Source organism: Chryseobacterium sp. WLY505 (assembly GCF_030846215.1).
GTDB lineage: Bacteria > Bacteroidota > Bacteroidia > Flavobacteriales > Weeksellaceae > Chryseobacterium.
This window is the reverse complement of sequence record NZ_JAVCWI010000002.1, coordinates 264249-287391: the sequence shown is the minus strand read 5'-3', so window position 1 is coordinate 287391 and position 23143 is coordinate 264249. Positions and strand designations below refer to the sequence as shown.

19 protein-coding genes are annotated in these 23143 nt (G+C 37.3%); 9 read left to right on the top strand and 10 right to left on the bottom strand.

The genetic code is table 11. The features are described from left to right. Positions 1-269: 269 nt before the first annotated feature. Positions 270-1073, bottom strand: coding sequence for an AraC family transcriptional regulator (locus tag RAH34_RS06720; RefSeq protein ID WP_306595594.1), 804 nt, complete (start codon positions 1071-1073; stop codon positions 270-272). A 214-nt stretch (positions 1074-1287) separates the two neighbouring features. On the opposite strand from RAH34_RS06720, the gene RAH34_RS06715 reads away from it, so the two are divergent. The 3 genes from RAH34_RS06715 (at position 1288) to RAH34_RS06705 (ending at position 5471) form a co-directional block, all read left to right on the top strand. After that, on the top strand, positions 1288-2544 hold the full coding sequence (locus RAH34_RS06715) for a TolC family protein (RefSeq protein ID WP_306595593.1): 1257 nt from the start codon (positions 1288-1290) through the stop codon (positions 2542-2544). A gap of 5 nt (positions 2545-2549) precedes the next feature. Then, positions 2550-3596 (top strand): HlyD family secretion protein, encoded by a 1047-nt coding sequence (locus tag RAH34_RS06710; protein WP_306595592.1) that lies wholly within the window; start codon positions 2550-2552, stop codon positions 3594-3596. Between the two features lie 312 nt (positions 3597-3908). Beyond that, on the top strand, positions 3909-5471 hold the full coding sequence (locus tag RAH34_RS06705; protein WP_162800937.1) for an MFS transporter: 1563 nt from the start codon (positions 3909-3911) through the stop codon (positions 5469-5471). A 2-nt stretch (positions 5472-5473) separates the two neighbouring features. On the opposite strand, the gene RAH34_RS06700 is transcribed toward RAH34_RS06705, so the two are convergent. Both RAH34_RS06700 and RAH34_RS06695 read right to left on the bottom strand, forming a co-directional pair. Further along, positions 5474-5983: a hypothetical protein gene (locus tag RAH34_RS06700; RefSeq protein ID WP_114821327.1), complete on the bottom strand. Its 510-nt coding sequence runs from the start codon at positions 5981-5983 to the stop codon at positions 5474-5476. Positions 5984-6000: 17 nt separating this feature from the next. Next, positions 6001-7680 carry a hypothetical protein gene (locus tag RAH34_RS06695; RefSeq protein ID WP_306595591.1) on the bottom strand — a complete coding sequence of 560 codons (1680 nt, stop codon included), beginning with the start codon at positions 7678-7680 and terminating at the stop codon, positions 6001-6003. Positions 7681-7870: 190 nt separating this feature from the next. On the opposite strand from RAH34_RS06695, the gene RAH34_RS06690 reads away from it, so the two are divergent. Together RAH34_RS06690 and RAH34_RS06685 are read left to right on the top strand one after the other, a co-directional pair. Then, positions 7871-9232 carry an aldehyde dehydrogenase gene (locus RAH34_RS06690; protein WP_306595590.1) on the top strand — a complete coding sequence of 454 codons (1362 nt, stop codon included), beginning with the start codon at positions 7871-7873 and terminating at the stop codon, positions 9230-9232. Between the two features lie 69 nt (positions 9233-9301). Beyond that, positions 9302-9499 carry a hypothetical protein gene (locus RAH34_RS06685; protein WP_306595589.1) on the top strand — a complete coding sequence of 66 codons (198 nt, stop codon included), beginning with the start codon at positions 9302-9304 and terminating at the stop codon, positions 9497-9499. A 43-nt stretch (positions 9500-9542) separates the two neighbouring features. Here the strand turns inward: RAH34_RS06685 and RAH34_RS06680 are convergent, their stop codons facing one another. Further along, positions 9543-10109: a thioredoxin family protein gene (locus RAH34_RS06680; RefSeq protein WP_114821324.1), complete on the bottom strand. Its 567-nt coding sequence runs from the start codon at positions 10107-10109 to the stop codon at positions 9543-9545. An 81-nt stretch (positions 10110-10190) separates the two neighbouring features. Between RAH34_RS06680 and RAH34_RS06675 the strand changes: the two genes are divergently transcribed. The 3 genes from RAH34_RS06675 (at position 10191) to RAH34_RS06665 (ending at position 12822) form a co-directional block, all read left to right on the top strand. Continuing rightward, positions 10191-11075 carry a lysophospholipid acyltransferase family protein gene (locus tag RAH34_RS06675; RefSeq protein ID WP_114821323.1) on the top strand — a complete coding sequence of 295 codons (885 nt, stop codon included), beginning with the start codon at positions 10191-10193 and terminating at the stop codon, positions 11073-11075. A 6-nt stretch (positions 11076-11081) separates the two neighbouring features. Then, a complete protein-coding gene (locus RAH34_RS06670) occupies positions 11082-12059 on the top strand; it encodes a glycosyltransferase family 2 protein (RefSeq protein WP_114821322.1) in 978 nt (325 codons plus the stop codon). 208 nt (positions 12060-12267) lie between these two features. Beyond that, entirely contained in the window at positions 12268-12822 is a 555-nt protein-coding gene (locus RAH34_RS06665) for a 3'-5' exonuclease (protein WP_114821321.1), read from the top strand. 68 nt (positions 12823-12890) lie between these two features. Here RAH34_RS06665 and apaG read toward each other — a convergent pair whose 3' ends face one another. The 4 genes from apaG to RAH34_RS06645 all read right to left on the bottom strand — a co-directional run bounded on the left by apaG (position 12891) and on the right by RAH34_RS06645 (position 18636). Continuing rightward, positions 12891-13265, bottom strand: a complete 375-nt coding sequence (gene apaG, locus RAH34_RS06660) for a Co2+/Mg2+ efflux protein ApaG (protein ID WP_228412001.1) — start codon at positions 13263-13265, stop codon at positions 12891-12893. Positions 13266-13360: 95 nt separating this feature from the next. Continuing rightward, complete coding sequence (odhB, locus tag RAH34_RS06655) at positions 13361-14614, bottom strand: 2-oxoglutarate dehydrogenase complex dihydrolipoyllysine-residue succinyltransferase (RefSeq protein WP_306595588.1); 1254 nt, start codon at positions 14612-14614, stop codon at positions 13361-13363. A gap of 39 nt (positions 14615-14653) precedes the next feature. After that, complete coding sequence (locus RAH34_RS06650; protein ID WP_114821319.1) at positions 14654-17470, bottom strand: 2-oxoglutarate dehydrogenase E1 component; 2817 nt, start codon at positions 17468-17470, stop codon at positions 14654-14656. 125 nt (positions 17471-17595) lie between these two features. Then, the gene (locus RAH34_RS06645) at positions 17596-18636 is read right to left on the bottom strand and encodes an SRPBCC domain-containing protein (RefSeq protein WP_306595587.1); all 1041 of its coding nucleotides are present in this window, start codon (positions 18634-18636) and stop codon (positions 17596-17598) included. Between the two features lie 158 nt (positions 18637-18794). Here RAH34_RS06645 and RAH34_RS06640 point away from each other — a divergent pair, with 158 nt between their 5' ends. After that, positions 18795-20255, top strand: coding sequence for a S41 family peptidase (locus RAH34_RS06640; RefSeq protein WP_306595586.1), 1461 nt, complete (start codon positions 18795-18797; stop codon positions 20253-20255). 116 nt (positions 20256-20371) lie between these two features. Here the strand turns inward: RAH34_RS06640 and RAH34_RS06635 are convergent, their stop codons facing one another. Both RAH34_RS06635 and RAH34_RS06630 read right to left on the bottom strand, forming a co-directional pair. Continuing rightward, entirely contained in the window at positions 20372-21640 is a 1269-nt protein-coding gene (locus RAH34_RS06635) for a glucose-1-phosphate adenylyltransferase (protein ID WP_114821316.1), read from the bottom strand. Between the two features lie 93 nt (positions 21641-21733). Next, positions 21734-23140, bottom strand: a complete 1407-nt coding sequence (locus RAH34_RS06630; RefSeq protein WP_306595585.1) for a glycogen synthase — start codon at positions 23138-23140, stop codon at positions 21734-21736. Positions 23141-23143 lie beyond the last annotated feature (3 nt).

Below are 23143 nucleotides of genomic sequence, written 5' to 3'. Positions count from 1 at the left end.
CTTCAATTTATTGAAGTGGTTTTTCTTTTGTATAGGGTGACGTTGAAGTAAGATTGGTATGAACTACCCCGTCTTTTTGCTTTGCAAAAATCCACCCCTTCAGGGAAGGGGAATATAGGAAAGCTTAACTGCTATTACTCGTTAAATTAGCTTTTTAACAACCTTATACGTAGGAACAGGCAAGAAAGTTTATCCCGCACTATAAACCCCGTTACCTCGTAACACGCACCCCGTAACCCAAATCTCAAACACTCAAACCCTCCCACTCACTACTTATCCCCTCTCAGTTTATGCTGATACTCCGTAGGGGCAATACCAATTACCTTTTTGAAAATATTACTGAAAGACGACAAGCTGTTGTATCCTACCATCATGGCAATTTCGTACATATTATATTTTCCTTCCAGCATCAGCTCAAGCGAGCGGGTAATTCTCAACGCCCGTAGAAAACGAATGTAATTCATGCCCAGAATCTCTTTAAATTTCCTGGAAAGGGTTCTTGTACTCATTCCGAATTCTTTTGCCGTAGATTCGATTGTAAGAGGCTTCTCAAGGTTAGCATGGATATATCTTGCAATCTTCAGTAAAGTTTCATCTTTGGGAAACGGATGCTGTATGGGAAAGGCAAGGTGTTTGTGTTTTTTCTCCTGCAAAACGCCTTTAAGTGCTTTGAGGAAAAAGTATTTAGAGGTATCATTTTTTGTGATTTTCCCATCCCATTCTTTAGTATACAAAATCATCTCCCGCAGTAAATTATTAACGGAATAAATGTTGATTTCATCAAAAAAGCCACTTTCATTCTCTTCTTTCTTAAAATAAAAGTTATATAAATCAACCTTCGGACTGGTAGAAAAAATATAGTGAGGAGTTCCGGCCGGAATCCACATAAAACATCTGGCAGGAAGATACCAGTGTTTCTGATCTGTAAAAACATGTACAATACCGCCTTCTGCATAGACTAACTGTGCAGAACTGTGATAATGAATCTCTGTGGTTACATTTCCGGTAAGGACGTGATAAATGTAAAATTCGGTATCATCTTCTTCTACTTCTTTAAAATGGCTGTTGTTCATCCCATAAAGGTAAGAAGAATTTCTAAATTGGCGTAAATGAGCAAATCTTTTTCTGTTTTCACAAATAGGGTCTGTAGCTTCTCATCGTAACTTTGCTGCATCAAAATCATTTTAGCAAAAATCCTTTAATTAATTTATGAATATCATATTGAACGCATGCCGGTATATGTGCATTGCGTTGTGCTTATTATTGAGCAACTTTTTACATTCACAGATGATCGATTACCAGCATCTCGGCTTACAACAAGCTGTAGAAATTGGTCTGAAAAACAATAAAAACATACAGATCAGTCATCTGAAACAGGAAATGTCCGTTACCAAAGAGAAAGATCTCAAAATGGAAAAACTTCCGGACATTGAATTTCATACAAGCTACAATCAGGTCACCAACCTGTTTCAGCATCAGAATGGCGTATTTAATAAAGCGACCAAGTACGATGTGATTAATGGAATGTATGATTTTACATTATCCGCTTCCATTCCGGTATACATGGGAGGAAAAATTAAAAATACAGAGAAAAAAGCGGCGATAGATACTGAAATTTCAGCTTTAAAAACCCATCTGGACGAAAGACAGCTTAAAATGGCCATCATTACTGCTTTTCTACAGATTCATCATTTAAAAGAGCAACAGAGTCTTATTAATGATAAAATGAAGGAAGATTCTGTCAACATCAAACAGGTAAAAGCGTTGAAAGCTAATGGCGTTGTAACGGTCAATGAAGTCTTAAGAACCTCACTACAGCTGTCAAACCATAAAATGAGCTGGACGGAACTGGATAATGATATTCAGATTGCTGAACACAAACTGAAGACTATCCTTTCTCTTCCTGAAAGTCAGGAAATGCATGTCAATACAGAAGATCTTATTTCGGATAATGCTGCCATTCCTTATGTTGATGAACTGACAGAAACAGCTTTAAGCAAAAATGAGTCTGTTGAAATCACCCATAAGAATCTTTCTCTGAAAGAACTGGATCAAAAGATTACCAAAGCGAATTATTTACCCAAAATTACAGCTGGAGGAGAATATTTTTTAAAATATCCGAATATGATGTTCTTTCCTCCTGAACCCTATGCATATCGCCTGGGAATGGTGGGGGTAAACCTTACCTATCCTATCGAGAATCTGTACAAAAATAAGTACAGAATGCAGGAAGCAAGGGAAAATATTGATCTTGCCAAACTGCAGATTGAAGAAAACGAGGAAAATGTAAGACACAATGTTTACGAAGCCTATAAAAAGTTTGAAGAGACAGACCAGAAGGTAAAAATTGCTGAAGAAGCGATTAATCAGGCTAAGGAAAATTACCGTATTGTAAGAACTAAATATGCCAATAAACTAAGTCTTATCACTGAACTGATAGATGCAGACAACACGTATCTGGAAGCTGAATCTAATCTTATTTCCGTAAAAATCAACCGACAACTTAAATACTACCAACTCCAATATACTATTGGGAACTTATAAAAACTATGGCACAGAAACAATTGACACAAAAGGAAAAAAGAATCAACAAGTCCATTACTTTACTGGCCTGGATCCTGATCATCAGCGGAATCACGGGAATGGTAAGCTTTTATCTTTTTTCGAGAAAAAATGTGACGACGAATGATGCGCAGATCGAGCAATATATCACGCCTGTATCCAGTAAGGTATCGGGTTTCATCAAAACGATACGGTTTAACGAAAATCAGTTTGTACATAAAGGCGACACTTTAATTGTCATCGACAACAGAGAGTTTGTGAACCAGGTACACATGGCTGAAGCGAATCTTCATGCCAATACGGCAACCATCAGTACCATTGAAAGCGGGGTGAGTACCAAAGAAAGCGACACCAAGATCATTGATGCTAAAATTGCTTCTGCAAAAATTGATATCTGGAGAACGGAACAGGATTTTAAAAGATATAAAAACCTGTTGTCAGAAGATGCAGCTACAGAGCAGGAATTTGAAAATGTAAAAGCTTCTTATGAACAATCAAAAGCCAATCTTTTAGCATTGGAACAGCAGAAAAACGCAGTAAAAGCCGGAGCGAACGAACAACAAACCAAAGTTGCTCCGGTAAAAAGCCAGATCCAGCAGAGTTCTGCAAGTCTTAATAATGCTAAACTGTACCTTTCTTATACTGTAATTACAGCTCCTTATGACGGGTGGGTTGGAAAAAAAACCATTCAGGAAGGACAGTTGATTAAAGAAGGACAGGCTTTGGTACAAATCGTGAGCAAAGAAAAATGGATCATTGCCAATTATAAAGAAACACAGCTTGGACAGATTGATCAGAGCAAAGAAGTAATCATTACGGCAGATGCTTATCCCGATGTTGAGTTTAAAGGAAAAATTCTTTCCGTTTCTCCAGCGTCAGGTTCTCAGTTTTCCCTGGTAAAACCTGATAATGCAACGGGAAATTTTGTGAAAATTGAACAGAGATTTCCTGTGAAAATTATTCTGGAAAACAATAAAGACAACGAAAAACTGCTTTCCGGAATGAATGTTCTGGTGAGTGCGAAGAAGATATGAGTTTGAGTGTGGGAGGGTTTTAGAGTTTTAGAGTTTTAGAGTTTTAGAGTTTTAGAGTTTTAGAGTTTTAGAGTTTTAGAGTGCAAAATTAACTTCCGATCAACTTATCTCAGATTTTACAATTAAATTATTTTTTTAGCGAAAAGGCAAACTGCAAAATAGCGAATCTGCCAATTTTTTCTTATGCATATTTGCCATTTTACCTTTTACTTATTTACACCTTTGCTCTTTGTCTTTTCGCATTTTTAAATCCGGTTCAATGACGATTTGTTCATTTACCATATCCTTTTCTAAGCTTAATGCTTACAAATTATGCAACACAATACAGTTTATCATAAATGGGTACCACAATGGCTGAAACTGCCTCTTCTTATACTGGCATTGTTTCCCCACCTGATGTTGTTGTCGCTTTTACATTCGAACAGCGCCTTCACATCTTCTTTTATGGATGTAGATTCAGATGACATCCAGTATTTAATGATTTTGATGTACGGGACATTTGTGGTTACCCTTTTAGTTTTACAGCGGTTTATGGCCTATTTCAGCGTCAAATATTATGTACTGCTGATGGCTTCCATTTCCGTAATCATTCTTTACGTTTTATCAGTCACCCATGATTATCATGTCATATTGGTGATCAGGTTTTTAGAAGGAATTTTCGGGTTGCTGGAAGGCGCTATTTTTCTGCCTTTAATTATTGCTGAATTAAAAACAAAACATGCCAAAGTTTTAGCATATCTCTTCATGTATACGATCATGCTGACCGGAGGAACGATTACCACTTCCCTGTTGAAATCAAGTATTGAAGATTACGATTTTCAGCATATGATTCTGATGATGGTGTACTTCCATGTATTTGTCCTGATTATTGGTATTGCTTTATTCAACAGAAACAGATTCTTTCCTAAAAAACCTTTGTACCAATTGGATATTACCAGCTGGTTTTTGCTTTGGGTATGTCTCCAGGCTGGCGGTTATGCTATTATTTATGGCAAAAGACTCATGTGGTTTGAGTCTGATACCATTATTATGTGCCTGTTTATATTTCTTCTTTCAGGAGGATTATTTATGTTGAAACAAAGAAATTCCAAGAGACCGTTGTTCCATTTTGAAGTCTTCAGCTCCAAAAATGTGATTGCAGGAATGATTCTGTTTTTTATTTTTTATCTGATCCGTTCCGGGTTGAATAATGTCTACAGCATCATGGCTACCGTGTGGAAATGGCCCTGGGATTATATTGTGAACATTCAGTACTGGAATGTGGCAGGAACTCTTTTGGGAATACTATTATCAGGAATCTGCCTGGTTCGCGGAATTTCCTCAAGGATTGTTTTCTTTACAGGATTTCTTTTACTGGCCATTGACTGTGCATGGTTTACGTATACTTTTTATCCCGATACTACCCTTTCTACCATCTGTCCGCCATTATTTCTGCAGGGAGTTGCACAGGGATTATTATTTACCCCCCTTGTTTTCTTTCTGATTTCAGGAACTCCGGAAGAATATGTATCCAATGCTACAGCGTTAGGAACGACAACCCGTTTCTGGACAACCGCTATCGGATATGCATTGATGCAAAACCTGATGCTTTTTTTAACATTAAAACATGCTGATACCCTCAGTGCTAATTTTACAGATACCAATCCTGTTTTTTACAATCAATGGAGTCAAATTTTCGGAGCTAATATTTCGAAACTGTCAGTGAATGATTCTTTATCCATGACAGCAGGTGCTTTTAAAGCTAAAATAAACGCTCAGTCTATCCTCCTTTCCAATATGGAAATTTTCACGGGATTATTCTGGCTGGCACTTGTTACGGCAATTGGATTGCTGTTGTATCATCCTGTAAAAATTGCGGTAAGAAATATCATGTAGAATTATTCTCCCCAAAAAGACCAGACTGTTCCGTTGAAAACTGCCAATTGCTTTTTCTGGGTATCATAAACCATCATACCCGCGGCAGGAGAAATAATATTGAGATGGGGAGAAGCTACTTTCGGTAAAATCATAGCTTTATTATTGTCTTCGAGCACCAGAATTCCGGAAACAGATGATGGTGTTCCTATAGAAACCTTTGCATCAGGCTGATCTGCCAGACTATCCTGCAGACTCGTATCAGCAACGCCTGCAGCATCCACGGAAAGGTCTTTCCAAACATTATTCTGATAGACTTTCACTTTCATATCTGAAGTATCAAATATTAATGTGCCATTCACCACATTTTGAATACCGGAAGTATCTATTACCCAAGGAAGAACAATACCGCGGTTTTCATTTCCAAACTCAACAGATGATGAAGCTGATTCTAATGTCGTTTTTCCTAAAGCAACCTGGGCATTAAAGATTCCGGAAGCTGTTATTATAATGATTAAGGCTATTTTTTTCATAACGATTCAGTTTTTTGTTAATCCGGGCAGGTTTGGGTATTGAAACATTTCCAGCCTGTGGCAGTTCCGTCAATATTAACCTGCAGACAATTTTGTGTCGTATTGTAAACGATCATTCCTTCTTTAAGGTCTGCCTGTGGGATGGCTGCAACCTGAGCATCGGTAAGCCTGTTAAGAACAAAACCTTTATTCTTTGATTCCAGTACAGCCCACGCTCCTGTTCTTACTCCCGGCCAGTTACTTCCTCCTTTATCTGCTCTGCTTAATGAAGTAATTCCAAAATCCGGAGCAAGTACGGTTCCTGCTGTCACTGCAGGTTTATAACAAGGTACATTCCCCTGAATCGTAACAGTTACCGTTGCCGTATCACAATTTGACGGAGAAGCGGTCTGGCAGATCTGATAGACTAAAGTATATGTTCCTGGAGGAGTTCCCGGAGCTGCCAGAATATGTCCGTCATTTGTATTCAATGAAATATTGGGATTTGATGTTGATATCTGAGATAAAACAACATTGGACAGGGTTGCCTGTGCTCCGCCGTAGGTTTCAAAGTCGTTATCCAGAACGATTCCTGCAGAAGATCCTCCTGCAACAATAGTATAGGTGTCATCTACCGCCATTGGGGGCAAATCTCCATTAATGGCAGGACAAAATCCGGGATTAATGATTAAAGGTGCACTACAGCTGTTGGTAGAAGCACAATCATAGGTAACATTCGTCAGAAAACTTGGATTACTGTTCATGAAAACCGTGCCCGGATCAGATACGCCAGTAGTTCTTCGGAAATCGAGATTAGGACCAATCACGACATTTCCCACCTGAATAGGATTTTGCAAAACGATATATCCTTTTTTTGTAGAGGAAGCAGGTCCCTGAATGGCAGCATTCCCCCCTTGATATTGGTTCAGCGCCATTTCGCCTTCATTATAAATAACAGCATCAGCAGGGGCATTACTCATATTTCCCGTGGAGGTAAAAAGTCCAAAATTGTAAATTTCGCTGCTGCTTCCGGACAAATTAATATCTCCCCCAACGGTAAAAAATCCTGTGTTAATAATTTTACCGCCATTAATATTAAATCCGCTCTGAGAAATAATAGTTCCACAATTCACATAGACACTCTGTTCACTATTTCCATAATTTCCACTGAGCAATATCAGTCCGCCTCCTTCATTTCTGAACAAAGTAGTTGCAGAACTGCTCATATTAAGGTTTCCGTTGATATTCAGATTCCCATAATTATCAATAGTATTATTGGTGTTATCACCTAACTGTAAAACGCCAAGTTCAATAAGTCCTTCATTAATAATGTTATTCACCTGCCCGTCCATCGTAAGGTTACCATTGCCTCCTCCAACCGTTATATTTCCGGTATTATAAACGTGTACATCAAGATCGGCAACAGCTGTCAATGTCTGATTAAAATTAAGCGTTCCATGCACTTCAAAACTCAACGGAGCATTAATTACTCCACTGATATTATTCTGAAACTGCAGGGTAACACCGGAAGCAATGCAGATTTTAGCGTTTGTTCCGAATGTCGGATTATTAAATGTCATATCCGAAGTAAAACAAACCGTAGTATTATCCGGAAAATGATAGTTGGGATCTGTAGGGTTTTGAACGCCGCAGCTTGTACATTGTGCGTAACTGAAATAACAAAAGAATAAGGGAAATAAATAGAACAATTTTCTCATCCGCAAAATTTATACAAATAAAACTACAACATTTTTATCACCAAACAATGAATTTCACAATATTTATGATTAAATTAATTAAAAAATAATATAAAATGATTTTATTTAAATCAATATTTAATTATTATTAATAAATTTCCCATCCATGCGATCCTGAAAATAAGAACGTTTAATATTATAAAAGTCACCAATGGAAGTTGAGAGCATTCTACTGAAGCAAAGAGATTTTTTCAAAACACAGCAAACCAAAAGCATTGCTTTTCGGAAAATGTATCTTGAAAAGCTTAAAAACCTTATTATTTCCAATGAAAATATGCTGTATGAAGCTATTAACAAGGATTTTGGAAAATCAAAATTTGATACTTTCACTACGGAATTATCTTTTATTCTGAATGATATTAATTATTATCTCAAGAACCTAAAATCTCTGTCCAGGCCTAAAAAAGTAAGTACCAACCTTGTTAATCAGCTGGGAAACAGCAGAATTTACTCAGAGCCATTGGGCTGTATTCTGGTGATCGGAGCCTGGAATTATCCTTATCAACTATCACTTTCTCCCATTATTGCGGCAATAGCTGCCGGAAACTGCTGCATTCTGAAGCCCAGTGAAATTGCGGAAAATACCATGAAAGCAATGTCAGCCATCATCAATGAAAACTTTCCGCCTGAATATCTGTATGTGTATGAAGGAGGTATTGAGGAGACAACCGCGCTTTTAAAACTAAGGTTTGATAAAATATTCTTTACCGGAAGTACAAAAGTCGGAAAGATTGTGTACAAAGCAGCTGCAGAGCACCTTACTCCGGTAACCCTTGAACTCGGCGGGAAATCTCCGGCTATTGTCACGAAAAATGCCCATCTCGAAATGGCAGCTAAAAGAATTGTCTGGGGGAAATTCCTCAATGCAGGGCAAACTTGTGTAGCTCCCGATTATCTCCTGGTGGAAGAAACCATTCAGGAACAGTTTCTGGAAATGCTCAGGAAATATATTAAAGAATTCAAATATGGTCAGGATTCTGAACAGTATACAAAAATTATTAATCTAAGGAATTTTCAACGCCTGGTACGTCTTATTGATAAAGAAAAAGTCTATTCCGGAGGTTATTGTGATGAAGAAAAACGCTATATCGAGCCCACAATTCTGAATCATATAGACTGGAATGACGACATCATGCAGGAGGAAATTTTTGGACCTCTCCTGCCGGTTATCAGTTTTCAAAATTACAATGCAGCACTCAACTCCATTGTAGAACTCGAAAAACCTCTGGCCGCCTATCTTTTCACCCAAAATGCTGAAGAGAAAGATCAATTTACCCGAAAGCTTTCTTTTGGAGGAGGATGTATCAATGATACCGTGATGCATTTAAGCAATGATAATCTTCCGTTTGGAGGTGTTGGAAACTCAGGAATAGGAAATTATCACGGAAAGTATGGTTTTGAAACCTTCTCTCACCAAAAAGCAGTTCTTGAAAAAGCAACATGGGGTGAACCGAATATCAAATATCCTCCCTATTCTGAGAAAAAGTTGAACTGGATTAAAAAATTATTATAATTTCTCCCTGAAAAGGGATTTTAATTAAAAAAACAATATATTTACGGCCTAAAACTAAAATCAATAACCATGAAAAATTTGAAAAAATTATCAAGAGAGAAATTAAGTAAACTAACAGGAGGAGTATCATGTGCTTCATCTTGCTCGGATGGAAGTATGGTATATATCAGTTCTTGTACTTCGTGTATTCAGTATTCAGGCGCCGCAGCTTGCTATGATGCTAATGGAAGAGGTGCAATACGCATGGAATTCTGTGCTGCTTCTTAATATAAAAAAAACAAAAACCCGTTCCTGACGAACGGGTTTCTTTTTAAAGAATCTTTCCTTTTTCCAGGAATTCTTTTACTTTTTCTCTGCTATAGCCTTTTCCTGATTCTAAAACTTCACTTTGCTGAACATGAAGCTTTTTGCCGTCCTTATCTAATATGATAAAGAAAGGATAAAACTGTTGTTCCTTAATATTGATATATTGAGCAAAAACTTTTTCATTCTTATTGTCAGGAGAATAGTTCAGATGGTAATATACATAGTTTTTATCTGCTAATTCCTTCAGTTCAGGAGTAGTTTGTACGAAATTATTAAAACGAAGACACCAGATACACCAGTTTCCACCCGCCTGGATCATTATATTTTTGCCTTCTTTCTTAGCCTGGGCTACTAATTTATTAATATCTGCCTGAGCATCAGCTTTTGGATCATAAGGTTTAGGAAGCTTAGCCTTTTCTTCAGCTGCCTTTTTCTGAGCCTCTAATTTAGCCTGCTCTGCAGGAACTATAAGAGCTGCTTTTTGTTTTCCTTTATCAGTCGAATTCTTTACATCCTGCGAAAAAGCAAAAGTACTTAAACCCAGGAAAGCGAATATTATCAATTTCTTCATAATATAAAAGTAAAAAAAATAATATATATCCTTCTGCAAAAATAGAACCATAATTTTATTATCACTAAATTTGCGTGTTTTATGAATTTTCTAATCAAAATATTATATCTGATCTCCAAGCTTCCGCTGAAAATATTATATGTTTTTTCGGACGTCATCTTCTTCCTGAATTATTATATTGTAGGATACAGAAAAGAGGTTATTACGCAAAACCTTAAAAACTCTTTCCCTGATAAATCTGAGGAAGAGATTAAAGACATCAGAAAAAAATTCTACCTTAATTTTTCAGATTATCTGGTAGAAACCATCAAATCTTTCAGCATTTCGGAAACAGAATCCCGGGTGAGGATGCAGCATATCAATCAGCATTTATTTCACGAAGCTAAAGAAGAAGGTAAAAATATTATTCTTCTGGCAGGGCACGTTTTCAATTGGGAATGGATCAATGCACTGGCAAGAATTATTCCTCAGGCGCACTGCCATCCCGTTTACAGAAAGGTAAACAGTGATTTTTGGGAGAATCAGATGAAGAAAGTCCGAAACAAATTTGGAAATGAAGCACTGGAAGCCAATGAAGTTATTCTGAATATTTTCAGATCTAAAAATAACGGAGATTCAGCGTATATGTTTGTAGCTGATCAAACGCCTCACCACGCTCATGTCACTTACGGACTGGAATTTTTGAACCAGCGTACTCCAGCTTTTATAGGCTATGACAGGCTTGCCACAAGGATGGATCTTGTTTTCATCTATTGTGAAATGAAAAAGGTAAAACGCGGTTATTATCAGGTTAATTATCACAGAATATATCCGGATGGTGAAAAGTTTACAGAAAATGAAGTTGTGAGAAAATTTCATAAATTATTGGAAAACACTTTGCACAAATATCCTGACAACTATCTTTGGTCACACAGAAAATGGAAATATCAGGATTCCATTAAGAATTTTGATTCTGAAAAAAAATAGATTGACATGCAGAAAAAACTGGCAATTGCCATCTTAAACTGGAATGGCAGAAATTGGCTTGAGAAATTTCTTCCGGGTGTGGTACAATTTTCTCAGAGTGCGGATATCTATGTGATAGACAATCTTTCTACGGATGATTCCATTGCGTTTTTACAAAGGAATTTTCCCACCGTACATATTATTCAAAATGATCAGAACTATGGGTTTGCAGGGGGGTATAATGAAGGATTGAAATCCATTCCCAATGAATATTACTGTCTTCTGAACTCCGATGTAGAAGTTACTGAGAACTGGACAGAACCTGTATTGGAACTGTTGGAAAAAAATCCTTCTATTTCAGCGGTACAGCCTAAAATTTTATCTTATCATAAAAAAAGTTATTTCGAGTTTGCAGGTGCTGCCGGGGGCTTGATAGATAATCTTGGATATCCTTATTGCAGGGGAAGGGTTTTTGATGATCTGGAAGAAGATAAAGGCCAATATAATGACGAAACGGAGATTTTCTGGGCATCAGGATGCTGCTTTTTCATCCGTTCAAAAGATTTCTGGGAACAGAATGGTTTTGATGCAAGATTTTTTGCTCACCAGGAGGAGATTGACCTTTGCTGGAGGCTTATCAATTCAGGAAAAAAGATTTATTACACCGGGAAATCCAAAGTTTATCATGTAGGAGGTGGAACGCTCAACAAGCAGAGTGCACAGAAAACGTATTTAAACATCAGAAATAATCTTTCTATGATGTTTAAAAATCTTCCTTTCCCCCGCTTGATCTTCCTGATATTTTTCAGATTATGTCTGGATGGAATTGCCGGAATTTATTTCGGTTTAAAGCAAGGTTTCCCCCATCTGTGGGCTGTAGTAAGAGCCCATTTTGGATTTTATGCCCAGCTTCCCGGAACATGGAAACTTCGCCAGAAACATCAGAAGAGTCAGTTTTACCAATCGAAATGGCTGATTTTTAAACATTTTTTGGGTGGCAGATGAAAGGTAATATGTTGCAGGTAATAGGGATTACGGAAAACTACAACTTTCTTTACTTATCATGAACTAAGGATTCATTAGGGTAAAAATTTATAACTTCAATTAATCTTAAATTCAAAACCTTAAACCTTAAACTTTAAACCCTGAACATTAAACTCTAAACTATAGAACCAGCAACTGAATAACAACCAACAACTTATAATAAAAAACAATGGATTTCTGTGCAATAGATTTTGAAACGGCCACTCATGAGAAAAGTTCCGCTTGTGAGATGGGAATTTGTGTGGTACAGGATTCTAAAATTGTAGAAACAAAGACCTGGCTGATCAAACCTCCGAGTTTTCCTTATTTCAGTAAATTCAATATTGCTGTACACGGAATTCAGCCGGAAGATGTAAAAGATGCCCCTACCTTCGATGAAATATGGTATGAAGCTCAGGATATGATGTATGGCAGTCTTATGATTGCTCACAATGCGGGATTTGATGCTTCTGTTTTAAGAGGATGTCTGGAGCACTACGGAATGTTTACCCCAAAATTGAACTATCTGTGCAGTATTCAGCTTGCCAAGAAATCATGGAACTACCTTCCGAAATACGGGCTTAAGCCATTAGCAGAATATCATCAAATTGATTTTACCCATCACAGAGCAGGAGCTGATGCAGAAGTTTGTGCTAAAATATCTTTACTGGCATTTGAAAAGCTCTTCCTCACCAGTAATGATGAAGTAAATGAGTATATGAAAGCAAAAATTAAAAAGCTTTAGTCATCTTACAAACAAACAGAACCCGGGTTCCTTTGTAAAAACCTGTACTTGGTACAGAACATCTGTTATTAATTACTCAACACTTCAGACAACAGATTGAATTTTGGAATATCAATCTCAAAAGTTTCCTGTGTCTCCATGTTTTTAACCAGGTATTTTCCGCTCATATTTCCTACTCCGGAACGAAGCATTACATTGGAAAAATAAGCAAAATTTTCATTGGTTCCTATCTCGGGAGTCAATCCAATCACTCCGTCGCCTATAATTTCTGTGTATCCGAATCCGACATCGAAGATCAACCATTTTCTTTTCAATACTTTGATAGGAAAGCTTCCGTCATTTTCTATCGTGATATTGTATTTAAAAACGTAACGGTTTTCGGAAGGATAACTGTTTTTACTATCATATTCAGGTATTACTGAAACTTTGATATTAGAAGTCATTTTTGAAAACATCATTGTAGTATTTTCTTAATAAATACAAAAATCTCGCCTTTTTTAAGGCGAGATCATATATTATGTTATAATTTTATCAAAAACTATAATCCAAGGCCTTTTCTTTCGTCACCTCCCATTAGAATTTCAACAGGATTGTCGATACCTTCTTTTACCGCTACAAGGAATCCTACAGACTCTTTACCGTCGATAATTCTGTGGTCATAAGACATGGCAACGTACATCATTGGTCTGATTACTACCTGTCCGTCCACCGCTACTGGTCTCTGGATAATGTTGTGCATTCCCAAGATTGCAGATTGTGGAGGGTTGATGATTGGTGTAGACATCATAGATCCGAAAGTACCTCCGTTTGTAATGGTGAAAGTACCACCAGTCATTTCGTCAACCGTAATTTTACCGTCTCTTACTTTAGTAGCAAGATCTTTAATGTTGGCTTCAACACCTGCAAAAGACATATTTTCAGCATTTCTCAATACCGGAACCATTAATCCTTTAGGACCTGAAACGGCAATTGAAATATCGCAGAAATCATAGTTTACTTTGAAGTCTCCGTCGATAGATGCGTTTACATCCGGATACATTTGTAGTGCTCTTGTTACTGCTTTTGTAAAGAAAGACATGAAACCAAGTCCTACTCCGTGTTTTTGAGCAAATTCTTCTTTATATTGCTTTCTTAATCTGAAGATTTCAGACATATCCACTTCGTTGAAAGTCGTCAGCATTGCTGTTTCGTTCTTCACAGAAACCAATCTCTGAGCGATTTTTCTTCTTAAAACTGAAAGTTTAGTGGTAGTGGTAGTTCTTGCACCTGTAGCAGTCATAGGGCTTCCTCCTAATGCAGGAACTGCCGCTAATTCAGCATCAGTTTTAGTGATTCTTCCATCTCTTCCTGTTCCTGAAACCTGAGCAGCATCCATTCCTTTCTCGTCAAGGATTTTCTTAGCAGCCGGAGATGGAGCTCCTGTTGCATAAGTTTGTGGAGCAGCTACCGGAGCAGCTGGTTTTGGAGCTTCTTGTTTAGCAGGCTCAGTAGCTTTCGGAGCTTCTTCCTGTTTTGGAGCTTCAGCAGCAGGTGCAGCACCTTCTGGTCTTGCAGCATCCATATCAATTAAACAAACTACCTGACCTACTTGTACTACATCACCTTCTTCTGCCTTCAAAGTGATCACACCACTTTGTTCTGCAGGCAATTCAAGAGTTGCTTTATCTGAATCCACTTCGGCGATAGGTTGATCTTTTTCTACATAATCACCATCTTTTACAAGCCAAGTTGCAATTTCAACTTCTGTAATTGATTCGCCCGGTGAAGGAACTTTCATTTCTAAAACTGACATATCGAGTATTTTTTATTTTTTAATTGATTATTATTTAAATTAAGCTGTAACGGGTCTTTTTGCAGGAGCATCATCTCTGTCGAAAACTCTGTTGATCACTGCATTTTGGTTTTTCTCAAACATTTTGTGGCTACCTGGAGCTGGTGCACCGCTTGGTACCGGAGCTACTACCTGGATTCCTGTATCTCTGAAGTTTCTCAGGATATAAGACCAAGCCCCCATATTTTCAGGTTCTTCCTGAGCCCACACGAGTTGTTTTCTGTTTTCATATTTGTTGAAGATGGCTTCGATAGCATCTGTCTGAAGCGGATATAACTGCTCAAATCTTACTAAAGCAATGTTTTCACAGTTCAGTTCTTCTTTCTTCGCCAGTAATTCAAAGTACAGTTTACCTGAACAAAGAACTACTTTTTCTACTTTTTTAGGATCTGCTGTAGGATCGTCCAAGATTGGCTGGAATGAACCTGTTGCGAAATCTTCAAGCGGAGAAACCACTTTAGGGTGTCTCAATAAAGATTTAGGGCTCATTACGATCAATGGCTTTCTGAACGCCCATTTCAACTGTCTTCTCAATAAGTGGAAGTAGTTGGCAGGAGAAGTAATATTGGCTACTACCATGTTTTCGTTAGCACAAAGAGTAAGGAATCTCTCCAATCTTGCTGAAGAGTGCTCTGCTCCTTGTCCTTCCGAACCGTGAGGCAATAACATTACCAATCCGTCCTGAATTTTCCATTTTTCTTCTGCAGCAGCTAAATACTGGTCAACAATAATCTGAGCACCGTTCACGAAATCTCCGAACTGAGCTTCCCAGATGGTTAATGTATTTGGAGACGCCATTGCATATCCGTAATCGAAACCTAGAACACCATATTCTGAAAGGTGAGAGTTGAATACATCAAATCTGTTTTCAGAAACATGTCTTAACGGGATGTATTCTTCTTCTGTATCTTCAGTTTTTACCACAGCATGTCTGTGAGAGAATGTTCCTCTTTCCACATCTTCTCCGGAAATTCTTACATTATGACCTTCCACAAGAAGCGTTGCATAAGCTAACCACTCTCCTAGTGCCCAGTCTAATGAGTTTCCTTCAATCGCTTTGATACGGTTATCGAAAAGTCTTGTAATTTTATTGATGAACTTTTTGTCTGCCGGAAGTGTTGACATCTTAAGCGCCAATTCTTTCAGCTTCGCCAGGTCATATTTTGTATCTACCGGTAACTGAACTGCTCCTCTCTTACCAATTGGATAGTTTACCCAATCTTCAGCCATGAACACATCCATTACGTTTTTCTCAATCTCTTTAGAAGCATCAAAATCTTTATCCAGAAGAGCTTTGAATTCTGTTTCCATTTTAGCAATTACGTCGTTTGAAGTAACGCTGTCTTTAAGCAATTTATCTTTATAAATTTCTCTTGGGTTCGGGTGTTTTGAAATAGTCTTATAAAGGTTAGGCTGGGTGAATCTTGGCTCATCCCCTTCGTTGTGACCATATTTTCTGTAACCTAAAAGGTCGATATAAACGTCTTTTCCGAATTTTGCTCTGAAGTCAGCCGCAAAGTGGATAGCGTGAACAACTGCTTCAGCATCGTCAGCATTGACGTGCATTACAGGAGATTCTGTAACTTTAGCAATGTCTGTACAGTATGTTGAAGATCTTGCATCCATATAGTTCGTTGTAAACGAAACCTGGTTATTCACAACGATATGAACTGTACCTCCTGTTCTGTATCCTTCCAGAGTCATCATCTGAGCCACTTCATAAGCGATACCCTGTCCGGCAATAGCACCGTCACCGTGGATGATGATTGGCAATACTTTAGAATAATCTTTGTATTTGTCGTCTACTTTTGCACGGCAGATACCTTCTACCAAAGCAGCAACCGTTTCAAGGTGAGACGGGTTTGGTGTAAGGTTGATACAAACTTCTTCTCCGGAAGCTGTTTTGATCTTTTTAGAAGATCCTAAGTGATATTTAACGTCACCAGAGAATACATCTTCTTCAAATTCTTTTCCTTCAAATTCTGAGAAGATCTGCTTGTAAGATTTTCCGAAAATGTTAGTCAAAACATTCAGTCTACCTCTGTGAGCCATCCCTAGTACTACTTCATCTACTCCTAGCTGAGAAGATCTTGAGATCAATTGATCCAAAGCAGGGATTAATGTTTCACCACCTTCTAATGAGAATCTTTTTTGTCCTACAAATTTTGTGTGAAGGTAGTTTTCAAAAGCAACCGCCTGGTTTAATTTTAATAAGATTTCTGTTTTTTCGTTCGCAGAAAGACTTGGGTGGTTTTCGTTTACCTGAAGCCATCTTTTGATGAAATCTTTTTCTTCAACATTGTTGATGTGCATATATTCTACTCCGATAGAATCACAGTAGATGCTTTCAAGGTGCTTGATCAAATCTGCCAAAGTAGCAGGTTCTTTCATTCCTGTTTCAACAGCACAGTTGAATTTTGTATTTAAATCTTCTTTAGAAAGACCGAAATTTTCGATGTCTAAAGTAGGGGTATAATGTCTTCTTTCTCTAACCGGGTTAGTCTTTGTAAAAAGGTGTCCTCTTGTTCTGTAAGCCTCGATAAGGTTTACTACTTTAAATTCTTTCTTGATATGCTCAGGAACTTCTCCGTTGGATACTGCCTGAGAAATCTGTTGTTGAACTGCCGGGGCAGCGTTGGCTGAAGCCTGAATAAACTGGGTGTTATCGTCATCTCCGTAGTTCTCCAAAGCAAAATCGAAGCCTTGAAAGAAAGCTTTCCATGATGGTTCTAAAGAGTCCGGGAATTTTAAGTACTGTTGGTATAAATCCTCAATTAACTGAGAATGAGCTGCGTTTAGGAATGAAAATCTGTCCATTATTACAGTTTATCTATTTATTAAAATTTATTTGTAGAATTAATCTTCAAATTTAATAAAAAAAACCGAGTTAGAACAGTCTGAAACCGTTAAAAAAACTTAAGAAAAAATAAAATAAAAAAAAATTACTTATATACTGATAATGAGAGCTTAACGTTCACCTCCTGACCTTCCATCGGACGTTCAATAAAGGTCTGACGGATATCTCCGAAGCGCATCTCGTCTTTTTTGGCTTTCTGAATAAGCTGCTGAATTGCCCGAATTCGTCCCTCGTAGTTCCCTTTGTAGTACATTACGTAATTTTGAGACGGATTTACAGACCTAAAATTGAAATTATTGTCAGAAACTCCAATCTTTTTAGAAAGTGGAATTCCGAGGAAATAAGAAACCTCCTTGTCTTTGTAATTATCGGCGTCCGTAATCAAGACCGGATATCCGAATTCATCATCTCTTTTCCCAAGGTCCATCGTTACGAAATTATAGACTTTGTTATAATTCATCACGATATTTTTGTACAGCGCATCTTTTTTGTTTGAGGTACTTACATTGATTCCCAATAACAGTTTATCTTCTTCATTCTCCACCATTAAACTGTCATATTTGATGGCTGCCATCTGGTTATCTTTTTCCACTTTATTTCCTAAAGAGTTTTTAAGATTTACCATACTTTTATTGATATTTTCCGCAAAACGGTCTTCAGTCCAGAAGTTTTCCACTCTTTTCCAGACAGACAGCTTCGGGGTATGAACATACCAGGTAATCTTTGTTTTTTCAGCGGAAACCGGTTTGAATTTAACGTCAACCAATGTCGGATTTTCATTTTCATCCTCAAAAAGCTGATATTTCAATGTTTTATTGAGGTTTTCATACCTGATGAACATTTCTCCATCGGTATCATTTTTAGGATCTACATAGCTAATGGCACTTCCCTGTCCTTCATACGGTGTATAATAATCAATATCTATGGATGGTGAGCTGGTAAAAAAGTTATTCCATCTCGTAAAATTCTGAAGATTATTAAACTGGGAAAAAACCTTATCCACGGGATAATCGATCTCTTTTTCAATCGTAAAGTTTTTACTTTCATCCACAAAATAATACATGGACGCAGCATAAGCTCCCCCCAAAAGAATAATGATTACCGCTAAGATTTTAAAAATACGCATCGCACAAAAATAATACAAATAAAAAGAGTGAACAATATACAGATTGTTTTGAAAAAAAAATAATGCATTAAAAAATATTGATTTAATGATTAATATCAAATAATCTGTGGTATATATGGTATGCATATTGTTTTTTGGAACAACTTAATTTTATTTTTATGAAGAAGTTATGTACATTTCCATTGGTTTTGTTATCATCAATTGTATTTTCCCAATACTCAATTTCTGAAATCCCACAGGATGGATACCTGAAAGACTTCGATATTGCAGTTGATATCATTCAGAAACAGCATCCCAATCCTTACAGATTCCACAGCAAGGAAATCATTGCAAAAAAAATAGATTCTCTCCGTAATATTGTTAAAAAAGATCCAAGCTATATCAGCCTGCTTATGAACAATCCTACTAGAATCATTGGGGACGGACACAGTTCCTTCAGTGCAGATTCCAATTATTTTGAAAATATTTTAAGCTCCCTACATTTTTTTCCTTTGCAGATTTATGTACAGAATGGGCAGCTATTTGTAAACGGATCCAATCCTTACGCTATTGAAGTAGGCAGTGAGATTATGGAGATTAATGGTATAAGCTCTAAAGAACTTTTACAGGCCGTTCCTAAAGCCGCAGACGGAAATATCAAAGTGGAAGATATAGATGTGTCTTTTTATATTCCTTTTATTTTAAAAAATCGTACGAATGATTTCTCATTACGATACAAAACATCTAGTGGGGAACAGAAAACCATGAAAGTGAAAGGTATTAAATATCCCAGATTCTATTATGAAAGCAGGCATTCTGTATTGCCTGTTGATCTGATTTCAGAAAACGCTGGAATTTATGGTTATACAATTGATTCTGACACTTACTATTTATCTGTGAAATCATTTTCTTATGATGAAAGTTTTTTTTATGAAAGGTTAAAGAAATATTTCCAGGAAATAAAAGATCTGAAAATTAAAAACCTTATTCTGGATATCCGCAACAACCCGGGAGGAGCCATCAGTAATGTTCCCTTACTGTATTCTTTCATTGCTAATGATAAAACATTCAATAATGAATACAAATACGGAACTAAAGTTGTTGACATCAATTACAACGATCATCTGGTAGATCCCCAGACCAACCGTTATTATTCTGATAAGGATATTGCCGACCAGAATAATTTCATGAGACAGCGGTTCGATAAAGCAGAAAAAGGAGATTATTATTTTGGAAACTCAAGACTGGATAATACGTATATAAAAAGCTATCCCAGAGACGGCGCATTTTTTGACGGAAAAATTGTTTTATTGATCAATAACCGTACTTTTTCTGCAGCCACCTATTTTGCTTCTCTATTTCAAAGTGAAAAAAGAGGCGCAATTGTAGGAAAGGAAACGGGTTCCTGCAGCAATTTTACGACTGCAGCATGGTTTCTTACGTACAGACTTCCTCATACCAAATCCACTATTTCTATTCCCAGAACGGAAATATTCTTCAACAGTGATGATAAGGAGAATGTTGCTAACTGTAAGGGGGTAATTCCTGATCATACGGTGAACACCCAATTTTTCTTACAATCATTAAAAGAACACAAAGATCCAGACCTGGAATATTCATTGACCTTATTTTCTAAATAAAATCATGATAAACAAAAAAAAGAAACCTGGTTAGGTTTCTTTTTTCCATATACTTTATTATAAGGTGTATGATTTTATAAGACAAATTTATACCTGTATTTTCATATTAAGAATTCTTACCCAATATGTGTTCCCGGAGCAATCACCGCTCCTTTCTTCACTACCACAATCCCATCCTGAACAGAATAGGTTCCATAATCACCATCCGGAATATGTTTTCCGCCGATGATTTTCACATTGTCACCAATGTAACAGTTTTTATCAAGAATTGCTTTTTCTATGTAGCAGTATTTTCCGATTCCCATATTAGGACGTCCACCTCTGTCATTGATGACAATTTCAGTAGTATTTTGGTAGAAATCAGCTCCCATGACGTAGGAATTCACAATGGTACTTCCTTTATCAATTCTGGTCCTGTTTCCGATCACGGAATTTTCAATTTTATCTGCCATAATGATGCATCCATCTCCAAAAACAGCTTTACTTACATAGGAACCGTTGATTTTTGAAGGCGGAAGCATTCTGGCTCTGGTATAGATCGGTGAGGAAGAGAAAAGGTTAAACTGTGGCAGATCCAGACAAAGGTCGAGATTTGCTTCGTAGAAAGATTCTATGGTTCCGATATCCGTCCAATAGCCTTCATACTGATAGCTTAGTGTCTTGTACTTTCCGATAGAACTCGGAATGATATCTTTTCCGAAATCATCTCCTGCGCCTTCATCAAACATCTTTTTAAGGATGTTCTTGGTGAAAATATAAATTCCCATGGAAGCCAGAAACTCTTTTCCGGTGTGTTTATTTTCTTCTGAAACTTCAGACTTCAGGCCTGACAGCGTATCAAAATCCGGTTTTTCATAGAAAGAAGTGATATTTCCTTCATCATCAGATTTTAAGATCCCGAAACCTGTGGCATCTTTTGCATTGACAGGAATGGTAGCAATGGTAAGGTCTCCCCCGTTTTCAATATGGAAATCCAGCATTTCCCTGAAATCCATCTGATAGAGCTGATCGCCTGAAAGAATAAGGATATAATCATAATCATATTTTTCAAGATGTTTCATCGACTGGCGTACGGCATCTGCTGTTCCCTGATACCAGCTGTCATTTTCCACATTCTGCTCGGCTGCCAGAATATCAACAAAGCCTTTGCTGAAGATGTCAAAGTGATAAGAATTTTTAATATGTGAATTGAGGGAAGCAGAATTAAACTGCGTTAACACCAGGATTTTATTCAATCCTGAGTTCAGACAGTTTGAGATAGGAATATCTACCAGCCTGTATTTTCCTGCAATAGGAACAGCCGGTTTTGATCTGGTATACGTTAACGGGAATAATCTTGTTCCTCTGCCTCCTCCTAAAACAATAGAGATTACATTTCGATTCATAAATATCTTGCGTTTTATTTTATTAAGTTTACTGTTCTGTTCTTAGTGTTTACTGCTACATTAAAGCATTCTTTGTTTTCATATTACATTCAATCAGCTATTATATAAAGCTATGTATTTTTCTGCAGATTTCTCCCATGCAAAGTCAAAATTCATGTTGGCATGAATAAGATCATCCATGACGCCTTTTTGATTATAAATCGCCATCGCCCTGTTCATCGCATGTACAACATCATCTACACCGGGATACGTAAAATTAAGTCCTGCTCCCCCTGTTGAAATATCTTCTACGGTATCCCTGAGACCTCCGGTATATCTTACCACAGGAACGGTTCCGTATCTCATGGAATACATCTGATTCAATCCGCAGGGCTCTACCCTTGAAGGCATCAAAAGAAAATCTGCTGAAGCATAGATCTTATGGGAAAGATGTTCTTTATATCCAAGATCCAATGCGAAATTGGTGTAGGTATAGTCGTACTCTTTCAGTTTATTTTCAATATAGGTATTTCCTGATCCAAGAATCATAATATTTAAAGCACCATAGCTCTGCTTAATGCTTCGCCACACCACATCAGGCAGCAGGTCTGCACCTTTTTCCGTAGCAAATCTTCCGATAAAAGCAAATAAAGGAAGCTCAGGTTTTAATCCATATTCTTTGCAAAGCTTTTCTTTATTTTTCTTCTTTTGAGCTACTGCATTTTTGCTGTTAAAATTAAAATCCAGCATCGGATCAGTTTCAGGATTCCAGACTTCAGTATCAATACCATTGATAATTCCGTATGCTTTTCCGAATTCCTGACGAACCAGACTTTCCAGTCCGCGGAAGCTGATGAAAAGTTCTTCAAGATAACCTTCGGAAACAGTAGTAAAAGCATCGGCACATTTAATCATACTCGCCAGAGGATTCATGAATCCGTTCCAATCCATCAGTCCCCATTTGTAATGGTCAAAAGAAGGCATATATTGTGCCATTGTCCAGCTCATCATGCCCTGATATTCGCCATTATGAATCGTTCCTATTGTTTTTACTCCTTTTAAGAATTCAAATTCATGGCAGTTTTCTATCATAAAAGGAACCAATCCGGTGTGATAATCATGACAATGAAGTACATCAGGGCGGATTTTCATCGCAGAAAGCCAATGCAAAACGCCATGCTGGAATGCCAGAAACTGGAAGTTTTCATCCTGGTATCCATAAGGGTTTTCCCTGTCCAATAATCCCGGAATCCTTACCATATACAGTTCAAATCCCAACACATTGCTCTTTTCTTTCAACACCTGAACCTGCAGCATATTCGTTCCCTGATGAATAAATCCATCAAAAACAATTTCAAATTCGTGATCGTGAATAAAGGGTTTATTGTACCATGGCATCACGACCTTAGCTTCTATTCCTTTTATTTTATTCTGATACTTTGGTAATGCTCCCACCACATCTGCCAGGCCCCCTACTTTTGCGACAGGATAACATTCTGTACTTAAATGATAAACAACCATTCT